This window comes from Paractinoplanes lichenicola (assembly GCF_016785085.1).
Classification (GTDB): Bacteria; Actinomycetota; Actinomycetes; order Mycobacteriales; family Micromonosporaceae; genus Actinoplanes; species Actinoplanes lichenicola.
This window is the reverse complement of record NZ_JAENHO010000001.1, coordinates 428,865-448,201: the sequence shown is the minus strand read 5'-3', so window position 1 is coordinate 448,201 and position 19,337 is coordinate 428,865. Positions and strand designations below refer to the sequence as shown.

Below are 19,337 nucleotides of genomic sequence, written 5' to 3'. Positions count from 1 at the left end.
CTTGCCTCACGGACGTTAGATGTTGATCAAGATGTCGGCAATCCCGCAGTCAGGACAGCTGATAGGGGATTCCGGACATCACCGCGCCGGGCGTTACCTGCATCACGCGCCGGAACGCGGCGATGAACGTGCTCGGCTGCGAATAGCCGAGCCGCTCGGCGACGCCCTGCACATCGACGCCCTCCGAGAGCAGGGCCAGCGCCGCGTGCACGCGCAACGCCTGCCGCCACTGCGCGAACGACAACCCGGTGGCCTCGCGGAAGGCCCGGGTGATGGTGCGCTCGCTCATGCCCAGGAAGGCGGCCCATTCCTGCAAGCCGCGATCGTCGGCCGGATCGGTGAGCAACGTCTCGGCGATCGCGTCGATCCTCGGGTCGCCCGGCAGCTCCAGCTCGAACTGCCGGCCCGACGGCTCGAGCACGTCGAACACGACCGCCTCGGTGCGCGCCCGCGCCTCGTCGTCCAGATCCGTACGGGCCAGGCGGAGCAGCAGCGACTCGAGCAGGGGAGTCATGGTGATCGAGGTGGGCTCGGCGAACTCGACCGGGGTGCGGCCGGGGGCGAAGAACGCGTCGTGGAGCCGGGCGGCGGCCGTGAGCCGGCCCCCGTGCACCACACCGGCGGGCAGCCACAGGCCGAAGCCGGGCGGCACGGTCAGGATCCGGTTGCCGATCCGCGAGGTCAGCGTGCCGCCGCGCACCCACACCAGCTCGTGCATCGGGTGCGCGTGCGACGGCCACTCCGTCGGCACGCCCGGGGCCTCCGACTCGGCGACGATCGCCCGCGGCGCCGGATCACCGGCCGACACCGCGCGGCGCACGACCGTGCCGGGGTCGCGCCGCCACGGGGCGAGGCCGAGCTCGTCGTGGATCCGCGCAACCATGCCGACGAGCGTACGCAGTCCTTACGGATCGATGACGTGAGCCCGTTATATCGATCGCCGCGCCGGTCCGCCGCCGTATCCGATCGCGCAAGCCGGTGCCCTGCAGCTCCGGTCGTCGCGAACTAGGAGAAGGCTATGAGGACGTTGAGGACGCGTCGGTGGCAGACACCTGCGAGAGCGCGGGCCGTACGGGTGGGGCTGGCCGCGGCGGTGCTGGCGGCGACGGGGGCGTTGACCGTCACGTTCGTCTCCGGCGGCGGTCAGGGCTCGGCCGACGCGGCGACCCGGCTCTCCGACTACGTGCCGATCGAGGACGTGCGGGCCAACGTCGTCACCCCGAAACCCGGCCCCGGCGCCGCGACCGGCCGCTTCACTGTCGACTGCGGGGTCAACCGGAACGGCAAGTTCAGCCCGGACAACCCGGTCGCGCAGCCCGGCATCCGCAACGGCGCCGAGCACCTGCACGACTTCGTCGGCAACCAGGCCATCACGGCCGACTCGTCCGACGCCGACCTGGCGGCCGGGGGCACCACCTGCCGCAACGGCGACAAGTCGTCGTATTTCTGGCCGGTCGTGCGGATCGACCGCTCGGTGCGGGCCGGGGACGACACCGTACGGCAGGCCCTGGCTAACACCTCGGGCTCGGTGGTCTGTCCCTCGGTGCGCTCGCGGATGCCCGCCGTGCCCGTGGCCGTGAAGGCGGCGGTGGACCGGCGGCTGGCCGAGCTGGACCGGGCCGAGGTCGCGGCCAACCGGCGCGTGCTCGCCGTCCGCGGCATGAACCTGCAGGTCAACGGCGAGGTGTTGCAAGGGTTGCGGGCCCAGCGGTCGGCCGCGTTCGCCGAGATCGGCGACCTGATCCGCTCCGCGGGTGGGCGCCGCCCGGCCGGCCTGGTCTCGCTGACCGACTGCGACGTCAGCTACGACGCCATCCACGCGAGCCTGAGCCACGGCAGCGAGGCCGGTTCTGCCAACGCGCAGGTGCGGTGCCCGAACGTCCGGGATCAGCTGCCGGGTGTGCCGCGGCGGGCGCTGGCCGAGGTGGACCGGGCCCTGGCCCAGCTCGACCGGCAGGTCTCCGTGGCCAACCAGCGGCTCGTCGCCGGTCGCACCTCGCTGCTGGGCCCGCTGCGGGCGTCGCGGGCCGCGGTGCTCGACCGCATCGCCGCCGCCCTCGGCCGTCCGGGCTCTTTGAACGCCTTGGCTGGGTGCTCGCTCGACCAGCGCGGCGACCACCCGGGCGCGCCGCCCTCATCCGCCCCGACCGCCTCTCCGACTGTCTCTCCGTCCGCCCCGAGCGGCGCCCCGACCGCCTCCCCGACCGCCGGCGCGCTGCCCGATCCGCAGGGCCCGAATCGGGAGCTGCCCGGCAACACCGGCACCATCGTGCGCCCAGCCTCGGTGCTGATCGAATACCGCGGCAACCCCGCCGGCCAGGTCGTCGCGATGCCCCGCTTCCTGCGCGCACTGACCGGCGACGCCAAGCCCACCAGCCGCGGCCCGGCCAACGCCCGCGCCACGTGGAGCTGCTCCGGTTTCGCCGACCGGCTCGCCGACCGCTACCCGATCTGCCCCGCCGGGAGCCGGGTCCAGCGGGTCCAGGACTTCCCGGGCTGCTGGGACGGCCGCAACACCGACAGCGCCAACCACCGCGACCACCTGGCCTTCGCCGACCGGGCCAAGGGCGCCTGCCCGCAGGGCTTCGTCGCCGTGCCGCAACTACGGATCACCATCTCGTACGACATCCCCCGCGACGTGCAGACCCGGGGCCAGTACGCACTCGACTCGTTCCCGGAGGAGGACCACAACCCGTTCTCCGACCACAACGACTTCGTCAACGTCAACTCCACCCGCACGATGAACAAGATCGTGACCTGCCTCAACCGCGGTGCCACCTGCCGCTTCTAGAAGCCCTCCACAAGCAGGGGCCCGGCCGGTCGAGCTCATCGGCGGCCTGGTGATCGCGCTCAGCGGTGCTGGGCGAGCAGCCAGTCCAGGATCACGGCGTGGGTGTAGGCCGGGATCCACGAAGCGTGTGCGAACAGGGGAGTGGTGCCGGCCGGCAGCGTGGTGAAGAGGTGCTTGCTGCCGGTGCGGGCGGCCTGCCGGCGGGCCTTCGCGGCCAGGGCCTCCTGCTCGGCATCGGACAGCAGCCCCGACCACTCGCTCCACGTCACCGGCTCGCCGGCGGCCTCGAGCGCCTGGAAGATGCGGTAGTCGGAGCCTGGTCCGTCGTAGGCGACCACCGAGTCGTCGGCCGAGTGCACGGCCCAGATCGGGAAGTCGCCGAGCGATGCCACCGCGGCGGCCTCGTCGCCCGCGCCGCAGACCAGCACGGCCCCGGCGAACAGTCCCTTGGCCGCGGGCAGGATGGCCCAGGACCCGTACGAGCCCATCGACAACCCGGTCAGGTAGACCCGGTCGGTGTCGACGGCGGGGTGGGTCGCGAGGAAGTCGCGGACGAGCTCGACCACCGCGGCCTGCACCCGCGCGTCCCACCACGCGCCGCCGGTCGCCGAGCCCGGGTCGGCCTGGGGGGAGAGCACGAAGGCGTTGCCGGGCTTGGCGAACGCGACCGAGAGCTGGTTGCCGGCGATCTGGCTGACGTTGCCGGTGCCGCTCTCGCCGTAGCCGTGCAGGGTCACGACGAGCGGGTACTTCTGGCCCCGCCGTACGCCGGGGGTGAAGTGCCGGTAGGGGAGCGTCACGCCCGCGGCGGAGGTGAACGACCCGGAGCCGTATTCGTCGACGATCCGGTTGTACACCTTGCTGTTGACGGCCGAACCGGCGCCGGCCTGGGTGACGCGGTAGGCCCCGGCGAGGTCGTAGAGCCGGGTGAAGCCGCCCTCGCTGTACGCGCCGAGCGCGAGCGGCTCACTCGGGTCGAGGCTGAGCACGAGGGTGCGGCCATGCCCCCGTACGGACGTGATGGTGCGGACGCCGGTGACGGTCTGACCGGTGGGCCTGGTCAGGGTGGCGCGGACGGCGAAAGTGGACGGATGGGCCGGGAAGACCGGCCGGTCGAACCGGACCTCGAGCGCGGTGACCCGGTAGCCGTCCGGCTCGACCTGGGTGATCACGGTGGCGTCGACGATCTGCGGGGGACGAACGCTCGAACGGGCCTGGGCCGCACCGGCGGCGAGCACGCACACGCCGGTCAGGATCGCGGCGACGGAGAGCATTCGCACCATGGAACTCCTCGCTGTCCATCGACCATCGTGAATCGTGCGATCCGCGAGTGTCAACGGCCGGAAATTCAGGAGATCCTGCGCCGGTACGCGATGAGCGCGAGCGCGTAGGCGACGACGCAGACGCCGGCGCACCAGGCGAGCGCGATCCAGATGTCGCCGCCGACCGGTTGCCGGTCGAGCAGGGCCCGGATCGAGTCGACGATCGAGGTGACCGGCTGATTTTCGGCGAACGCACGCACCGGGCCCGGCATCGTCGCGGTGGGCACGAAGGCGGAGCTGACGAAGGGCAGGAAGACCAGGGGGTAGGAGAAGGCCGAGGCGCCGTCGGGGGTCGAGGCGGTCAGCCCGGCCAGCACCGCCAGCCAGGTCAGGGCCAGGGTGAACAGGGCCAGGATGCCGGTCACGGCGAGCCACGCGAGCACGCCGGCCGAGCTGCGGAAGCCGATGATCAGGCCCGTCCCGACGATGACGACCGCGGAGATGCCGTTGGAGACCAGCGACGTCAGCACGTGTCCCCACAGGACGGACGAACGGGCGATCGGCATCGAGTTGAACCGCTCGAAGATGCCGTTCCGCATGTCGTTGAAGAGCCGGAAGCCCGTGTACGAGACACCGCTCGCGATAGCGATGAGCAGGATGCCCGGCATCAGGTAGTTGACGTAGTTGTCGGTGCCGGCCTGGATCGCGCCGCCGAACACGTAGCGGAACAGCAGCAGGAACGCGATCGGCATGATCGTGACCGTGATGATCGTGTCGAGGCTGCGGGTGACGTGCTTGATCGATCGCCCGAGCAGCACACTCGTGTCGTTGACCGCGTGCGTGGTCATCACCGGCTCTCCTTCCGGCCGACGGTGGCCAGGAAGATCTCTTCCAGGGTGGGTTGCCGCTCCACGTATTCGACCTTGGCCGGCGGGAGCAGCCCGCGCAGCTCGGCCAGAGTGCCGGAGACGATGATCGTGCCCTCGTGCAGGATCGCGATCCGGTCGGCCAGCTTCTCCGCCTCGTCGAGATATTGCGTGGTCAGCAGCACGGTCGTGCCGCCGCCGGCCAGCTCCTGGATCACCTTCCACACGTCGAGGCGGGCCTCCGGGTCGAGGCCCGTGGTGGGCTCGTCCAGGAAGATCACCGGTGGGTCGCCGATCAGGCTCATCGCGATGTCGAGGCGCCGGCGCATGCCCCCGGAGTAGGTCGACACCGGACGGCCGCCCGCGTCGGTCAGGCCGAACCGCGCGAGCAGGCCGACGGCGACGGCCTGCGGCTTCGGCACGCGGCGCAGCTTGGCGATCAGAACCAGATTTTCCCGGCCGGTGAGGATCTCGTCGACCGCGGCGAACTGGCCGGTCAGGCTGATCGACGCGCGGACGCGGGCGGGCTCGGCCACGACGTCGAAGCCGTTGACGCTCGCCGTGCCGGCGTCGGGCTTGAGCAGGGTGCCGAGGATCCGCACGACGGTGGTCTTGCCCGCGCCGTTCGACCCGAGCAGCGCGACGATGCTGCCCCGCTCCACCTCGAGGTCGACCCCCTTGAGCACTTCGAGTTTCCCGTACGACTTCCGCAGTGCCCGGACTTCGATCGCGTGCTCCATGAGTCGGCGCCTCTCATTCCGCGAAGATCTGGACCTTGGAGCCGGGGTCGTCGACGTCGATCGTGACCTCGTTGAGCTGGTCGACTAGCTCCTCGAGCTGCTCCGGCTTGAGCTGGGTGAGGTCGATCGGCAGGCCCGACTTCGCCATCTCGGCATTGGCCTTCTGCAGCGCCTGCGGCGGCACGAGGCTGGCCAGCTTGACCCCGGCCCGCAGCAGCTGGATCGGCACCCGGATGTTGATCCGGCTCGGCCCCTTGCCGGCCCCGTTGTCCTCGGAGTGGACGACGACGCGCAGGTATTTGGGGCGGCTCTTGGGCCGGCTGTCGTACGCCTCCGGCGGTGGCTCGGGTTGCTGCCGTTCCAGGGCGTCGATGAGGCGTTCGGCCTCGTCCGCGGTTATCTTGCCCTCGGCCAGCATCTGCAGGATCTGACGGCGTTGCTCGTTCATGGACGGCTCCTTGAGGGTCATCTGAAGCTGATGCCGAAGGCCGTGCGGCCGTCGACGAGGTCGAACGTGGTGCCCCGCAGCGCCCACACCACCCGGGCCAGGCCGTACAGCGCGGCCACGGGGTTGATCCGGAAGACGACGCAGGCGATCAGCCCGCTCAGCAGGGCGAGCACCAGGATCGGCGCGAGCAGCAAGGCGACGGGAAGAACCGGCACGTGCCACGTGTGCCGCAGGTCGGGCTCCGGCCGGTAGCGGACGGTGACCAGCTGCGGGATCACCGGGACCGCTCCAGCTCGGCCAGGGCCTGCTCGGCGGTGATCTCTCCCCGTTGCAGCCGGTCGATGACGTCCGCCCCGGCCGGCGCCGGCTCGGGCTCGGCCGCGTCGACGTGCTCGGCGAAGTCGAGTCGCTGGGCGATCCGGTTGAGCCGGGACTTGATCGTCGGATAGCTCACCCCGAAGATCCGCTCCATCTCCTTGATGGAGCCGTGCGCGCGGACGAACGCGGCCACGAACACCTGATCGTCCACGCCGAGCTGGGCCAGCTGCGGCGGCTCGAACGCGCCCTCGACGGTGATGCCGCTGCCGGTCAGGCGAACCCGCTCGACCGTGAACGGCTGCCCCTGGGTCAGGTCGGTCAGCTCCTGCCAGTCCACGCCGGCTCCTCTCCGCTTGGTGGTGCCCCATAGGTATACCGCTCCATCTTCATCAATCCAAGCCCCCAGCTTAAACAAATCAAGATCAACATTGAGATTATTGAAATCGGCATTCTCCGGGGCCGCGGGTGTGGCGCCGGACACCCCGGTCGTCAACAGCGCGTTAACGATGGGCCGATCGGCGTAGTCATCGCGTCAACGCCGATGACAAGGGGTTCCGGGCGCGCTGTGCTTCAGCACGAAGCAACAAACACCCCTCGTCTAGGAGTAGAACCGTGGCTGATCTCGTGTTCGTCGTGATCACGGTGGCGCTGTTCGCAGCGCTGGCCGTGCTGATCAAGGCGGTCGAACGCTGGTGAGCGCCGTCAACGTCGTCGGCCTGATCGTGGCCGTCCTGCTGGCCGTCTTCCTGGTCGCGGCCCTGCTGTTCCCGGAGAAGTTCTGATGACCGGCTGGATCTTCGCCGGCTCGCTGGTGCTCGCGCTGGTCGCGGTCTACCGGCCGTTCGGCGACTACCTGCACCGGGTCGTCACCGGCACGCGTCACAACGTCGTCGAGCGCGGCGTCTACCGGGTCGTCGGGGTCGAGCCCGGCACCGAGCAGTCCTGGGGCGTCTACGCCCGCAGCGTGCTCGCCTTCTCGGCCGTCTCGATCCTGTTCCTCTTCCTGTTCCTGCGGCTGCAGGACAAGCTCTGGCTGTCGCTCGGCGTCGACCCGGTCAACCCCCACGTCGCCTGGAACACGGCCGTCAGCTTCGTGTCCAACACCAACTGGCAGGCGTACGCGGGCGAGTCGGCCCTGGGTCACCTGGTGCAGATGGACGGCCTGGCCGTGCAGAACTTCGTCTCGGCGGCCGTCGGCATCGCCGTCGCCGTCGCGCTCGTCCGCGGGTTCGCCGCCAAGAAGACCGCCACGCTGGGCAACTTCTGGGTGGATCTGACCCGGATCACCGTACGGGTGCTCTTGCCGGTTTGTGTGCTGGCCACGCTCGTATTCATGGTGGCCGGAGTGGTGCAGAACCTCTCGGGCGGCACCGACGTGACCACCCTGACCGGCGCCACGCAACACATCACCGGCGGCCCGGTCGCGTCGCAGGAGGCGATCAAGCTGCTCGGCACCAACGGCGGCGGCTTCTACAACGCCAACTCGGCCCACCCGTTCGAGAACCCGACCACGTGGACCAACTGGCTGCAGATGTTCCTGATCCTGCTGATCCCGTTCAGCCTGCCGCGGTTGTTCGGCCGCATGGTCGGGCAGAACCGCCAGGGGTACGCCGTCGTCGCGGTGATGGCCGTGCTGGCCCTCGCGTCGGTCGCGCTGACCGTCGCCTTCGAGGTGCACGGCGCGGGCACGGTTCCGCAGGCGGCGGGCGCGGCCATGGAGGGCAAGGAGACCCGCTTCGGCGTCACCGGCTCGGCCGTCTACGCCGCGGTGACCACGCTGACCTCGACGGGTGCGGTCAACTCGTTCCACGACTCGTACACGTCGTTCGGCGGCATGATGCCGCTGGTCAACATGATGCTGGGCGAGGTCGCCCCGGGCGGCACCGGATCCGGGCTCTACGGCCTGCTGATCCTGGCCATCATCACGGTCTTCGTGGCCGGGCTCATGGTCGGGCGTACGCCGGAATACCTCGGCAAGAAGATCGGCGCCCGGGAGATGAAGCTCGCGTCGTCGTACTTCCTGATCACCCCGGCGCTGGTGCTGACCGGCACGGCGGCCGCGTTCGCCACCGGCAACAACGGCACGGCGCTCAACGTCGGCCCGCACGGCCTCTCCGAGGTCCTGTACGCCTTCACCAGCGCCGCCAACAACAACGGCTCGGCCTTCGCGGGCATCACGGTCAACACCCTGTGGTGGGACACCGCGCTGGGCCTGGCCATGCTGCTCGGCCGCTTCCTGCCCATGGTGCTCGTGCTGGCCCTGGCCGGCTCGCTGGCCCGGCAGAAGGTCACGCCCGAGTCCGAGGGCACCCTGCCCACCCATCAACCCCTGTTCGTCGGGCTGGTCGTCGGCGTCACCGTCGTTCTCGTCGCGCTGACCTTCCTGCCCGCCCTTGCTCTCGGTCCGATCGCGGAGGGCCTGTCATGACCATGCTTCTCGACAAACCCGTCTCGGCGGGAACTATCGCTCCTGCCCAACTACGCCGGTCCCTGCCGCAGGCGCTGACCAAGCTGGACCCGCGCACGATGTGGCGCAACCCCGTCATGCTGATCGTCGAGATCGGCGCCGTCTTCACGACTGTGCTCTCGATCGCCGACCCCAGCGTGTTCGCGTGGATCATCACCGGCTGGCTGTGGCTCACCGTCGTCTTCGCCAACCTGGCCGAGGCGGTGGCCGAGGGCCGCGGCAAGGCCCAGGCGGCGGCGCTGCGGGCAGCCAAGCAGGACACGGTCGCCTACTTGAAGAACGGCCGCGAGATCCCGGCCACCGAGCTGCACCTGGGCGACGTGGTGGTGGTCGAGGCGGGCCAGGTCATCCCCGGCGACGGCGACGTCATCGAGGGCATCGCCAGCGTCGACGAGTCGGCCATCACCGGCGAGTCCGCGCCCGTCATCCGCGAGTCGGGCGGCGACCGGTCGGCCGTCACCGGCGGCACCAAGGTGCTCAGCGACCGCATCGTCGTACGGATCACCCAGCGCCCCGGCGAGAGCTTCGTCGACCGCATGATCGCGCTGGTCGAGGGCGCGAACCGGCAGAAGACGCCGAACGAGATCGCCCTCAACATCCTGCTGGCCGCGCTGACCATCATCTTCCTGCTCTCCGTGGTGACCCTGCAGCCGCTCGCGATCTTCTCGAAGGCGTTCCAGGCGGCGGCGCCCGACACCGTGGCCCTCAACGCCGACGGGGTCACCGGGATCGTGCTGGTCTCGCTGATCGTCTGCCTCATCCCGACCACCATCGGTGCGCTGCTCTCGGCCATCGGCATCGCCGGCATGGACCGCCTGGTGCAGCGCAACGTGCTGGCCATGTCGGGGCGCGCGGTCGAGGCCGCGGGTGACGTGACCACGCTGCTGCTCGACAAGACCGGCACCATCACGCTCGGCAATCGGCAGGCCGCTGAGTTCGTACCGGTCAACGGGGTTCCTCTTTCCTCTCTCGTCGAGGCCGCGCACCTGTCCAGCCTGGCCGACGAAACGCCCGAGGGCCGCTCGGTGGTTCAGTTAGCGGCCCTTCCCTCGCGCGAGCCCGGACTGATGCCGGACGCCGTGTTCGTGCCGTTCACCGCGCAGACCCGGATGAGCGGCGTCGACCTGCCCGACCGGCAGATCCGCAAGGGCGCGGCGGTCGCGGTGCTGAAGTGGGCCGGCAAACCGTCGCCGGAGGTCACCGAGATCGTGGACCGGATCAGCGACGAGGGTGGCACGCCGCTCGTGGTCGCCGAGACCGGCCGCGTGCTCGGCGTCATCCACCTCAAGGACGTCGTCAAGCCCGGCATGCGCGAACGCTTCGCCGAGATGCGCCGCATGGGGATCCGTACGGTGATGATCACCGGTGACAACCCGCGCACGGCCGCCGCGATCGCCGCCGAGGCCGGGGTCGACGACTTCCTGGCCGAGGCCACCCCCGAGGACAAGCTCGCCTACATCAAGAAGGAGCAGGACGGCGGCCGACTGGTCGCGATGACCGGCGACGGCACCAACGACGCCCCCGCCCTGGCCCAGGCCGACGTCGGCGTGGCCATGAACACCGGCACGTCGGCCGCCAAGGAGGCCGGCAACATGGTCGACCTCGACTCCGACCCGACCAAGCTGATCGAGATCGTCGAGATCGGCAAACAACTGCTGATCACCCGCGGGGCCCTGACCACGTTCTCGATCAGCAACGACATCGCCAAGTATTTCGCGATCATCCCGGCCATGTTCGCCGCCGTGTATCCCGGCCTCGACGCGCTCAACATCATGCGGCTGCACTCGCCGGGCTCGGCCATCCTGTCCGCGGTCATCTTCAACGCGCTCATCATCGTGGCGCTGATCCCGCTGGCCCTGCGGGGCGTCCGGTATCGGCCGTCGAGCGCCTCGGCCCTGCTGCGCCGCAACCTCTGGATCTACGGCCTGGGCGGCGTGGTCCTGCCGTTCCTCGGCATCAAACTCATCGACCTGCTCATCCAGTTCATCCCTGGGATCTGACATGCGCCTTCCCGCCTGGCTCGGCCAGCACCTCGCGGCGCTCCGCGCGCTGCTCGTCCTCACCGTCCTTCTTGGATTCGCTTATCCGCTCGCCTTCGTCGCCCTGGGCCGAGTGCCTGGCTTGGCCGACAACGCAGCCGGCTCGCTCGTCACCGCCGGCAGCAGCTTGATCGGCCAGTCTTTCACCGACGCCGACGGCAACCCCGTTCCGCGCTACTTTCAGAGCCGCCCGTCCGCGGCAGGCGACGGCTACGACCCGACCTCAACCGGCGCCTCCAACCTTGGCCCGGAAAGCGTGGTCGACACCCTTTCCGCCGACCCTGAGGAAGCCGCCCCGAGCCTGCTCTCTCAGGTCTGCGCCCGCAGCCTCGCGATCGGTGAGCTGGAGGGCGTCGACGGCAGCCGCCCGTACTGCACGCCTGACGGTGTGGGCGCCGTACTAGCCGTCTTCCACCGCGACGGCCTGACCGGCCCCGTGACCCGAGCCGTCTCGGTCAACCAGACCGGCACCCCGTTCCTCCCCACCTACCAGGGCGTGCCCGTCGAACCCGCCCAACCCGGCCAGGACTACCGCGCCCAGGGCGGCGTGATCACCCCGATCCGCGGCACCGCACCTTCCCACCCCGTCATCCCACCCGACGCCGTCACCGCCAGCGGCAGCGGCCTCGACCCCCACATCAGCCCCGCGTACGCCAACCTGCAAGCCCCCCGAGTCGCCCGCGAACGCGGCCTGCCCCTCGACCGAGTCCACGAACTCATCGCGGAACACACAGCCGGCCGCGCACTCGGCTTCCTCGGCGACCCCACCGTCAACGTCCTCCAGCTCAACTCGGCACTCGACGGCAAGAGCTGACCCTGTGGACACCCACCCAAACTTGTCGTACCCCCATGCTCAACTCGTCCCCACCCAGTGCCGGGGTGGGGGCGGTCCGGGGGCGCCGAGGAGATCAACGATCTTCGCTGTGGCAAGCCGGGTGGGCGGTGGCTGGTCGGATCGGTTTGCGGTCGGCCCGGTTGGCCGGTGGCGCTTCACGATCCTCGGCCCGGTGGCTGGAACGGCCGGGCTGTGCGGGGTCGGGCGGCGGCACCGGGCGGTTGGAACGGCGGGGCCGTGCGGAACCGGACGGCTGCAACGGCCGGATCGGGCGGACCGGGCGGTCGTGGCCCGAGCGGCGGCATTCCAATCGGTGGTGTGCCGAATGGGGGCGGTCGATGCTGGGTCGGGGTTTGGCTTTGAGCGTCACCACTTACGCACGTCGCGCGGGTGGGTTTCGCGTTCTGGACGCGTCAGCGGCCAGCGAAGCCCGCCCGCGTCCCGGCGGGAGCGACGGTCCGAACCCCCCACCCACGCACGACATCTCGGGTTTGATCTGAATGGGAACGCCGCGCACCCGGCGACTTGAGCGACAACATCTAATTGGGAACACCGCGCCCCCGGCGACCTGAGCGACAACATCTGAACTCGGAGACCCGCACATGCCAAGAGGTGAGCTTCGGATCTTCCTCGGTGCCGCGCCCGGTGTAGGCAAGACCTACACGATGCTCGAGGAGGCGCACCGGCGGGCTGAGCGCGGCACCGACGTCGTGGTCGGGCTGGTCGAGACGCACGGACGCAAGCACACGCAGGCCATGATCGCCGACCTGGAGGTCGTTCCCCGGCGGCGGGTCGGGTATCGCGGGGCCGAGTTCACCGAGATGGATCTCGATGCGGTGCTGGCGCGGCGGCCCGAGCTGGCGATCGTCGACGAGCTGGCGCACACCAACGTGCCGGGCTCGCGGCACGCCAAGCGCTGGCAGGATGTCGAGACGCTGCTCGAAGCGGGGATCGACGTGCTGACCACGGTCAACGTTCAGCATCTGGAGTCGCTCAACGACGTCGTCGCGCAGATCACGGGGGCGCAGCAGCGCGAGACCGTGCCGGATGCGGTGGTGCGGGCGGCGGAGCAGGTCGAGCTGGTCGACATGACGCCGGAGGCGCTGCGGCGGCGGATGGCGCACGGCAACATCTATCAGCCGGAGAAGGTCGACGCGGCGCTCGGCAATTATTTCCGTACGGGGAACTTGACCGCGCTGCGCGAGCTGGCGTTGTTGTGGCTGGCCGACAAGGTGGAGGAGCAGCTCGACAAGTATCGGACCGAGCATCGGATCAGCGCCACGTGGGAGACGCGGGAGCGGATCGTGGTCGCGCTGACCGGTGGGTCCGAGGGCGACACCCTGATCCGCCGGGCGGCTCGGATCGCCGCGCGGGACAAGGGTGCCGATCTGATGGCGGTGCACGTGAGCCGCAACGACGGGCTGGCCGGGGCGGATCCGGCGGTGCTGGCCCGGCAGCGGGTGCTGGTGGAGAGCCTGGGCGGCACGTATCACCAGGTGGTGGGGGCGGACGTGCCGCGGGCGCTGATCGATTTCGCGGGGGCCGTGAACGCGACGCAGATCGTGCTGGGCGCGTCGAGCCGGGGGAAGCTGGCGCAGCTGTTCTCGGCGGGGGTCGGGGTGACCACCACGGCGATGTCGGGCTCGATCGACGTGCATCTGGTGTCGCACGAACGTGCGGCTCACGGCCGCCGAGAGAACCGTCCGGCCGCACTCTCCCGGCGGCGCCAGGTGACGGGATTCGGGGCGACGGCTCTCGGGTTGCCCGCCCTGACCGCTGTCCTCGCGACCGGCCCGGCGCTCTCTCTGACCAACGACATCCTGCTGTTCCTGGCTGCCGTCATCGGTGTCTCGCTGATCGGGGGGCTGTGGCCCGCGCTACTAGCCGCCGTGGCCGGGTCGCTGCTGCTGAACTGGTTCTTCACGCCGCCGTTCGGCAAGTTCACCATCGCCGAGGGGGACAACCTGCTGGCGCTGGCGATCTTCGTGGTGGTCGCGCTCGCGGTGAGCTGGGTGGTCGACACGGCGGCCCGCAAGACCCGGCAGGCCGCGGCGGCCTCGGCCGACGCGCAGACGCTGGCCACCGTCGCGGGTGGCGTGCTGCGTGGCGAGCGGCCGCTGATGGCCCTGCTCGAGCGGCTGCGCGAGACGTTCACCCTCGACGCGGTGACGCTGCTCGACCACGGCGTCGTCGCGGCCCAGGTGGGGGAGTCGACCCGGAAGCCCGACGTCGAGGTCAAGGTCGACGACAACGTGACGATGTTGCTGCGCGGCCACCCGCTCGAGGCGTCCGACCGGCGCATCGTGGAGGCGTTCGCGGCCCAGGCCACCGTCGCCCTGCGCCAGGAGCGGCTGGCGGCCGAGGCGGCCACGGCCAAGCCCCTGGCCGAGGCCGACCGGATGCGTACGGCGTTGCTGGCCGCGGTCAGTCACGACCTGCGGACGCCGCTCGCGTCGGCCAAGGCCGCGGTGGAGGGCCTGCGCAGCGAGGAGGTGCACTTCGGCGAGGAGGACCGGCGGGAGTTGCTGGCCACGGCGGACGAGTCGCTGGACCGGCTCGTGCGGCTGGTCACCAACCTGCTCGACATGAGCCGGCTGCAGGCGGGCGCGCTGGGCGTCCAGGCCGTCGACATCGGGGCGGAGGACGCCGTGCCCCGCGCTTTGGACGAGCTCGGCCCGGACGGGCGTACGGTCGTGGTGCACATCCCGGACGACCTGCCGCCCGTGCACGCCGACCCCGGCCTGCTCCAGCAAGTTTTGATCAACGTGGTGGCCAACGCCCTGCGCTACAGCCCGCCCGGCCGGCCCCCGGTGATCACGGCCAGCACGCTCGGCGCAACCCTCGAGCTGCGGGTCATCGATCACGGGCCGGGCATCCCGGAGGATCGCTGGGGCGACGTGTTCCTGCCCTTCCAGCGGCTCGGCGACCGCGACAACCACACCGGCGTCGGCCTCGGCCTGGCCCTGTCGCGCGGCCTGACCGAGGCGATGGGCGGCACCCTCATGCCCGAGCACACCCCGGGCGGCGGCCTGACGATGGTGCTCACCCTGCCGGCCGGGCCGCTCACTCCGGCTCGTTGACCCCACCCATCACGTACGGGGTGGCGACGCCCTCATACATCAGGTGCACGACGAGTCCCTCCTTGGCGTGCTTGAGGTTGTGGCAGTGGTCCGACCAGATGCCCGGGTTGTCGGCCACGAGCATCACCTCGTACGTCTCGTGGTCGGCGACGTTGAGTGAATCGGTCCACCACGGGCTGCCGGTCGCCGCCACCCCGTCGCGCGCCAGCACGAGCATGTGGTGGCCGTGCAGGTGCATCGGGTGCACCTCGCCGCTGTCGTTGCTGATCCGCATCCGTACGACGTCACCCGCGCTGACCTCGAACATCGGCACGTCGGGCAGCATGTGCCCGTTGACCGTCCACCAGTTGCCGGGCCGCCCGTCGACGAAGCCGAGCCGCCGCCCTATGTCGTAGCGGAATGTCCTGTTTGCGCTTACGGCTGGCGCTGGCGCCGGCGTGCCGTAGGTGAGCGGGTCGAGCGTGGCCGGCGGCTTCGGGATGGGCGCGGCGCCGGAGCCGAGGACGATGGCCGGGCTGCCGCCGAGCTGGATCCGGGCGGGCGCGACGACCTCGAGATCGGCCCGGCCCCCGGCGGTGATCTGCACGGACTTCCCGGCGATCAAAGTCGGTTCCCGTACGTCGGTGCCGTCGATCGCCAGCAGCCGGTACGGGGCGCCCGTCCAGGCGTACGTGGGTCCGCTGTCGGTGTTGACGATCCGCACCCGGACCTTGGCCCCGGCGGCGGCGGTGACGGGCAGGTCCGCCGCGACGCCGTTCACCGTGTGCCGGCCGCCGCTGTAAAGGTGGATCAGCGCGGTCACGTCGGTCGGGCCGCCGCCGATCACCACGGCGCCGAACAGGCCCTTGATGACCTGCTCGTGCGAGATCTGGTGCGAGTGATACCAGTACGTGCCGGCCCGGTCGGCGACGAACCGGTAGACGAACGACTGCCCGGGCCGGACCGCGTCCTGGGTCACGCCGGCGACCCCGTCCATCGCGCCCGGCACATCGACGCCGTGCCAGTGCAGGGTCACGCCGCCGGGCACGTTCTCGTTGACCAGCCTGACCTCGACGAGCTGACCCTTCGCGGCCAGCACCGGGGGACCGGGCGTCGTGCCGTTGACCGTGTATCGACCCTTGTCGAGCCGGGTCACCAACGTCATCGACACGTCCGCCCGGCGGCCCGCGGCCACGGTGAACTCGGAGACCGGCCGGCCCCCGCCGTGCGCACCGTGGGCCGGCCCGCCCCCGCCGTCCGCGTGCCCCATGCTCATTGCCGAGTACGTCTCCGGCAGCAGGCTGTCCTGCCACAGATAACCGATCGGCCCGACGACCGCGACCGTGGCCGCGCCCGCGGCCAGCAGCCGCCACCTGCGCATGTCAGACCGCCGCCGCTTCCGGGCGGGGCTGCCGGGCCGGGGCCCGCCGCGCGGTGATCAGGGCGACCGCGAACAGCGCGAGCGCGTTCAGGCCGTGCAGCCCGCCGACGGCCGGCACCTCGTGGCCGAGATAGCCGAGCTGACCCTGCACGAGGGTGAGCACGAAGACCGCCACCGCCCACTTGACCCCGCCCGGGATCTTGGCGAAGAACGAGACGATCAGCAGCGCCAGCGCGACGACCGGCACGACGATGCTGCCGTTGATGCCGTGCACGATCACGCCGTACACCTCGGGGAACGCGATCTCGTCGCTCTCCATCGCCGCGTTGTCGAGCACGCCGCCGCCGGTGACCCAATGACCGAGCCCGGCGACGAACCACGCGATGGCGATCGCCTGCACGACCACCTCGGCCGCGACGACGTAGGCGAGGACCCGATAGGTCTTCCTCATGATTCCTCCTGGAGCACGCCGATGCCGGAACACCGGAGAGGTGCCGACGGTGCCGGGCCAGATACCTTCCGTCATCATCGGCCCGCCTCGAAGAACGTCGCGACACCCGTACGGGTTGTTGCTTCCTCCGCCGCTCTTGTGTGGACATCCCCGCTGCGTGCGGGCGATTTGTGGGCTCGTGATCGTTTGTGCCGCGAGGGCCGTCACAGCGACGTTTTTCTGTCGTACGGGCCGGGTATGCTGCGCTCACGATCATGGTCCCGGCGGTGGCGTGCCGCGGCGGCCAACGGGGAGGTCGCAGTGCAAAAGCTGGCGGGGCGTTACCGGGTAGGTGAGGCCCTCGGTCACGGCGGCAACTCCGTGGTGCGTTACGGCTTCGACACCGTGCTCAAGCGGCCGGTGGCCATCAAGATGTTCGACGTCACGGCGACCGAGGTGCTGCGCGAGGCGCGCACGGCGGCCGGCCTGAGCCACCCGAACATCGCGCAGGTCTACGACTACGGCGAGCTCATCGAGGGTGACGAGCGCACGCCCTACCTGGTCATGGAGTTCGTCGGCGGCGAGACCCTGGCCGACCGGATCGCCCGCACGGGTGCGCAGCGCTGGCGCCGGGCGGCCGAGATCGGCGCCGAGACGGCAAGCGCCCTGGCCGTCGCCCACGCGCAAGACCTCGTTCACCGCGACGTCAACCCGCGCAACATCATGCTGACCCCCGAGGGCGTGAAGGTCCTCGACTTCGGGATCGCCGCCGTGTCCGGCTCGGGTGGCGGCGACGCCCTGTGGGGCAGCCCGGCCTACGTGGCGCCCGAGCAGCTGCGCGGCGAGCCCAGCTTCCCGGCCGGCGACGTCTACGCGCTGGGCCTGGTGCTCTTCGAGGGCCTCACCGGCGCGAAGGCGTGGCCCGGCGAGACCCTCGGCGCCGTGCTCGGCACCCGGCACGGCCGTCCCGCCCCGCGGCTGCCCCGCCTGGCCGGCCTGCCCCGCGACCTGGTCCGGCTCTACGAGGCGTGCACGGCGGAAGACCCGGCCGACCGCCCCACGGCCGGCGACATCGCCGAGACCCTGCGCCGCATCGGCTTCGGCGGCGGCCAGACCCACGCCCCGTTCCACCTCGGCCCGGCGCCGACGGCCCGCCCGGTCCGTCCCGCCCTCGCGCCCATCACCCTGACCGGCCCGGCCACGACGCGCCGCCGCCCCCGCCGCCGCGTCGCGGTCGTCGGCTCGGCCGCGGTCGTCGCCGCGATCCTCAGCATCGTCGGCGTGCAACTGGTCAACGGCACCGCCACCCCCGGCGGCCAGGAGGCCGAGGCCGCGATCGAGGCCGTCCACCCGCCGACGGCATCGGCCACCCCGAGCAGTTCAGCCCCCGCGCCGTCGCCTTCGGTGCGCACCCGGCAGACGAACGAGACGACCACGGTCTCCGTGCGCAAAAAGACCACCCCGACCGACAGGCCGACGTCCCCCACGCCCACCGGCACCGGCAGCCCCCCCGCGTCGCCGAAGCCGACCACCCCACCGGCCAAGCCGACGACGCCCCCACCAACCTCGAAGCCCTCGCAGCAGCCGCCGGCGCCGACCCAGGCCCCGACCACGCCGCCCCCGGCCGAGCCGACGACGGAACCGACCACCCAGCCCACCAACCCGCCGGATCCGACGACCCCGCCCGCCACCACCGGCCCTCAGACGCCGAGCGACGCCGGACCCGAACTCTGAGGCTCTCGTGGTGGGGCCGCGGGTGGTCCGTCATCAGTTCGATGACGGACCAGCAGAATGCGAACACTCTGAGTCCGGGTGTGCGGCCTTGCTTTCATGCCATCTCGGCCCGCCGGTAGAGCCTTCGCGCCCGGGTCGGAGCCCTCAGCCTGGGCAACGGCTGCCTCCACTGGCAGATCGCCGGCCAAAAGCTGCTTCATCCATTTCTCGCCCTGCTCGGCAACCGCGTAAATTCCGGACAGCGTTTCCATGCGTCACGGACCGAAGGGCACTCATCCGCTGGTCGTGACGACGATCGGGTTACTTCGTCACCCTCGCCTGACGATCGCGCTCAGACCGCAGGCCGTCAGGTGGACTTGAGCGCCGATGCTTTCCGGGGGCGACGGCCGCCCGAACGGGCGATCAACCCGACCGAGACCACAGCCGCGACCCAGACGCTCCACTGGATCGGTTCCGCCATCCGGCTCTCGGCAGGCGGCGGCAGAATCACCATCTGCAATGCCGCACCGACCGGGACGACAATTGCGGCTACCACGCCGATCGCACCGCCACGCCGGATCAGCGCGCCGACAACCCCGAGCGGCGGACCGAGCAGCACACTGCCGATCAGCCAGTATCTCGTCACCCAGCCCCACCAAGAGCCGCCGTCAAACAGCAGGTCCGTGCCGTAATAGGCGGCGGTAGCACACAGTAGCGACAGGCCTCCAGCCGCCGCTCCCCACGCCAAACCTGCCACCGGCTGCACACGGCGACTCGCCAACCAGCCCGCCAGCACGGCCAAAGCGGCCCAGACCCACCCCGCATCAAGAATCAAGCTCGCGAATTCGGCCACCTGCGACCAGCCACCCCGCTCAGCACGCGCAGTACCCACCTCACCGAGGAACACCGGTACGTGATTGACCACCGAATCGACGAACCCCAGCAGCAGCCCGGCAATCAGAGCTGCCACGACCCACCACAAGCGACC

General features: G+C 70.7%; 17 protein-coding genes. 7 read left to right on the top strand and 10 right to left on the bottom strand.

Annotated elements, in window-relative coordinates:
* Positions 1-49 precede the first annotated feature (49 nt).
* Positions 50-883 carry an AraC family transcriptional regulator gene (locus JKJ07_RS02045; RefSeq protein ID WP_202989421.1) on the bottom strand — a complete coding sequence of 278 codons (834 nt, stop codon included), beginning with the start codon at positions 881-883 and terminating at the stop codon, positions 50-52.
* A gap of 135 nt (positions 884-1,018) precedes the next feature.
* On the opposite strand from JKJ07_RS02045, the gene JKJ07_RS02040 reads away from it, so the two are divergent.
* Positions 1,019-2,791 (top strand): DUF1996 domain-containing protein, encoded by a 1,773-nt coding sequence (locus JKJ07_RS02040; RefSeq protein ID WP_202989420.1) that lies wholly within the window; start codon positions 1,019-1,021, stop codon positions 2,789-2,791.
* A gap of 59 nt (positions 2,792-2,850) precedes the next feature.
* Here JKJ07_RS02040 and JKJ07_RS02035 read toward each other — a convergent pair whose 3' ends face one another.
* The 6 genes from JKJ07_RS02035 to JKJ07_RS02010 form a co-directional block, all read right to left on the bottom strand.
* Complete coding sequence (locus JKJ07_RS02035) at positions 2,851-4,074, bottom strand: PHB depolymerase family esterase (protein WP_202989419.1); 1,224 nt, start codon at positions 4,072-4,074, stop codon at positions 2,851-2,853.
* A gap of 65 nt (positions 4,075-4,139) precedes the next feature.
* The gene (locus JKJ07_RS02030) at positions 4,140-4,901 is read right to left on the bottom strand and encodes an ABC transporter permease (protein WP_202989418.1); all 762 of its coding nucleotides are present in this window, start codon (positions 4,899-4,901) and stop codon (positions 4,140-4,142) included.
* Positions 4,901-5,659 (bottom strand): ABC transporter ATP-binding protein, encoded by a 759-nt coding sequence (locus JKJ07_RS02025; protein ID WP_202989417.1) that lies wholly within the window; start codon positions 5,657-5,659, stop codon positions 4,901-4,903. Before JKJ07_RS02025 ends, JKJ07_RS02030 begins: the two co-directional genes overlap by 1 nt.
* Before the next feature lie 13 nt (positions 5,660-5,672).
* Positions 5,673-6,107: an SHOCT-like domain-containing protein gene (locus tag JKJ07_RS02020; RefSeq protein ID WP_202989416.1), complete on the bottom strand. Its 435-nt coding sequence runs from the start codon at positions 6,105-6,107 to the stop codon at positions 5,673-5,675.
* A 17-nt stretch (positions 6,108-6,124) separates the two neighbouring features.
* The gene (locus JKJ07_RS02015; protein WP_307834092.1) at positions 6,125-6,385 is read right to left on the bottom strand and encodes a hypothetical protein; all 261 of its coding nucleotides are present in this window, start codon (positions 6,383-6,385) and stop codon (positions 6,125-6,127) included.
* Complete coding sequence (locus JKJ07_RS02010; protein WP_202989415.1) at positions 6,382-6,762, bottom strand: DUF2089 domain-containing protein; 381 nt, start codon at positions 6,760-6,762, stop codon at positions 6,382-6,384. The genes JKJ07_RS02015 and JKJ07_RS02010 overlap by 4 nt, the downstream gene beginning before the upstream one ends.
* 355 nt (positions 6,763-7,117) lie before the next feature.
* On the opposite strand from JKJ07_RS02010, the gene kdpF reads away from it, so the two are divergent.
* From kdpF to JKJ07_RS01985, 5 genes are all read left to right on the top strand, one after another.
* Positions 7,118-7,207, top strand: a complete 90-nt coding sequence (gene kdpF / locus JKJ07_RS51560; protein WP_202989414.1) for a K(+)-transporting ATPase subunit F — start codon at positions 7,118-7,120, stop codon at positions 7,205-7,207.
* The gene (kdpA, locus tag JKJ07_RS02000; RefSeq protein WP_202989413.1) at positions 7,207-8,853 is read left to right on the top strand and encodes a potassium-transporting ATPase subunit KdpA; all 1,647 of its coding nucleotides are present in this window, start codon (positions 7,207-7,209) and stop codon (positions 8,851-8,853) included. Before kdpF ends, kdpA begins: the two co-directional genes overlap by 1 nt.
* On the top strand, positions 8,850-10,892 hold the full coding sequence (gene kdpB / locus JKJ07_RS01995) for a potassium-transporting ATPase subunit KdpB (RefSeq protein WP_202989412.1): 2,043 nt from the start codon (positions 8,850-8,852) through the stop codon (positions 10,890-10,892). The genes kdpA and kdpB overlap by 4 nt, the downstream gene beginning before the upstream one ends.
* Before the next feature lies 1 nt (position 10,893).
* A complete protein-coding gene (locus tag JKJ07_RS01990; protein WP_202989411.1) occupies positions 10,894-11,745 on the top strand; it encodes a potassium-transporting ATPase subunit C in 852 nt (283 codons plus the stop codon).
* A gap of 623 nt (positions 11,746-12,368) precedes the next feature.
* Entirely contained in the window at positions 12,369-14,846 is a 2,478-nt protein-coding gene (locus JKJ07_RS01985; RefSeq protein ID WP_202989410.1) for a DUF4118 domain-containing protein, read from the top strand.
* Here the strand turns inward: JKJ07_RS01985 and JKJ07_RS01980 are convergent.
* Positions 14,830-16,206, bottom strand: coding sequence for a multicopper oxidase family protein (locus JKJ07_RS01980; RefSeq protein ID WP_202989409.1), 1,377 nt, complete (start codon positions 16,204-16,206; stop codon positions 14,830-14,832). The genes JKJ07_RS01985 and JKJ07_RS01980 overlap by 17 nt on opposite strands.
* Position 16,207: 1 nt before the next feature.
* The gene (locus tag JKJ07_RS01975; RefSeq protein ID WP_202989408.1) at positions 16,208-16,657 is read right to left on the bottom strand and encodes a hypothetical protein; all 450 of its coding nucleotides are present in this window, start codon (positions 16,655-16,657) and stop codon (positions 16,208-16,210) included.
* Positions 16,658-16,957: 300 nt separating this feature from the next.
* Between JKJ07_RS01975 and JKJ07_RS01970 the strand changes: the two genes are divergently transcribed.
* Positions 16,958-18,370 (top strand): serine/threonine-protein kinase, encoded by a 1,413-nt coding sequence (locus JKJ07_RS01970; RefSeq protein ID WP_202989407.1) that lies wholly within the window; start codon positions 16,958-16,960, stop codon positions 18,368-18,370.
* Positions 18,371-18,716: 346 nt separating this feature from the next.
* Here the strand turns inward: JKJ07_RS01970 and JKJ07_RS01965 are convergent, their stop codons facing one another.
* Complete coding sequence (locus JKJ07_RS01965; protein ID WP_202989406.1) at positions 18,717-19,319, bottom strand: DUF6518 family protein; 603 nt, start codon at positions 19,317-19,319, stop codon at positions 18,717-18,719.
* Between the last annotated feature and the right edge of the window lie 18 nt (positions 19,320-19,337).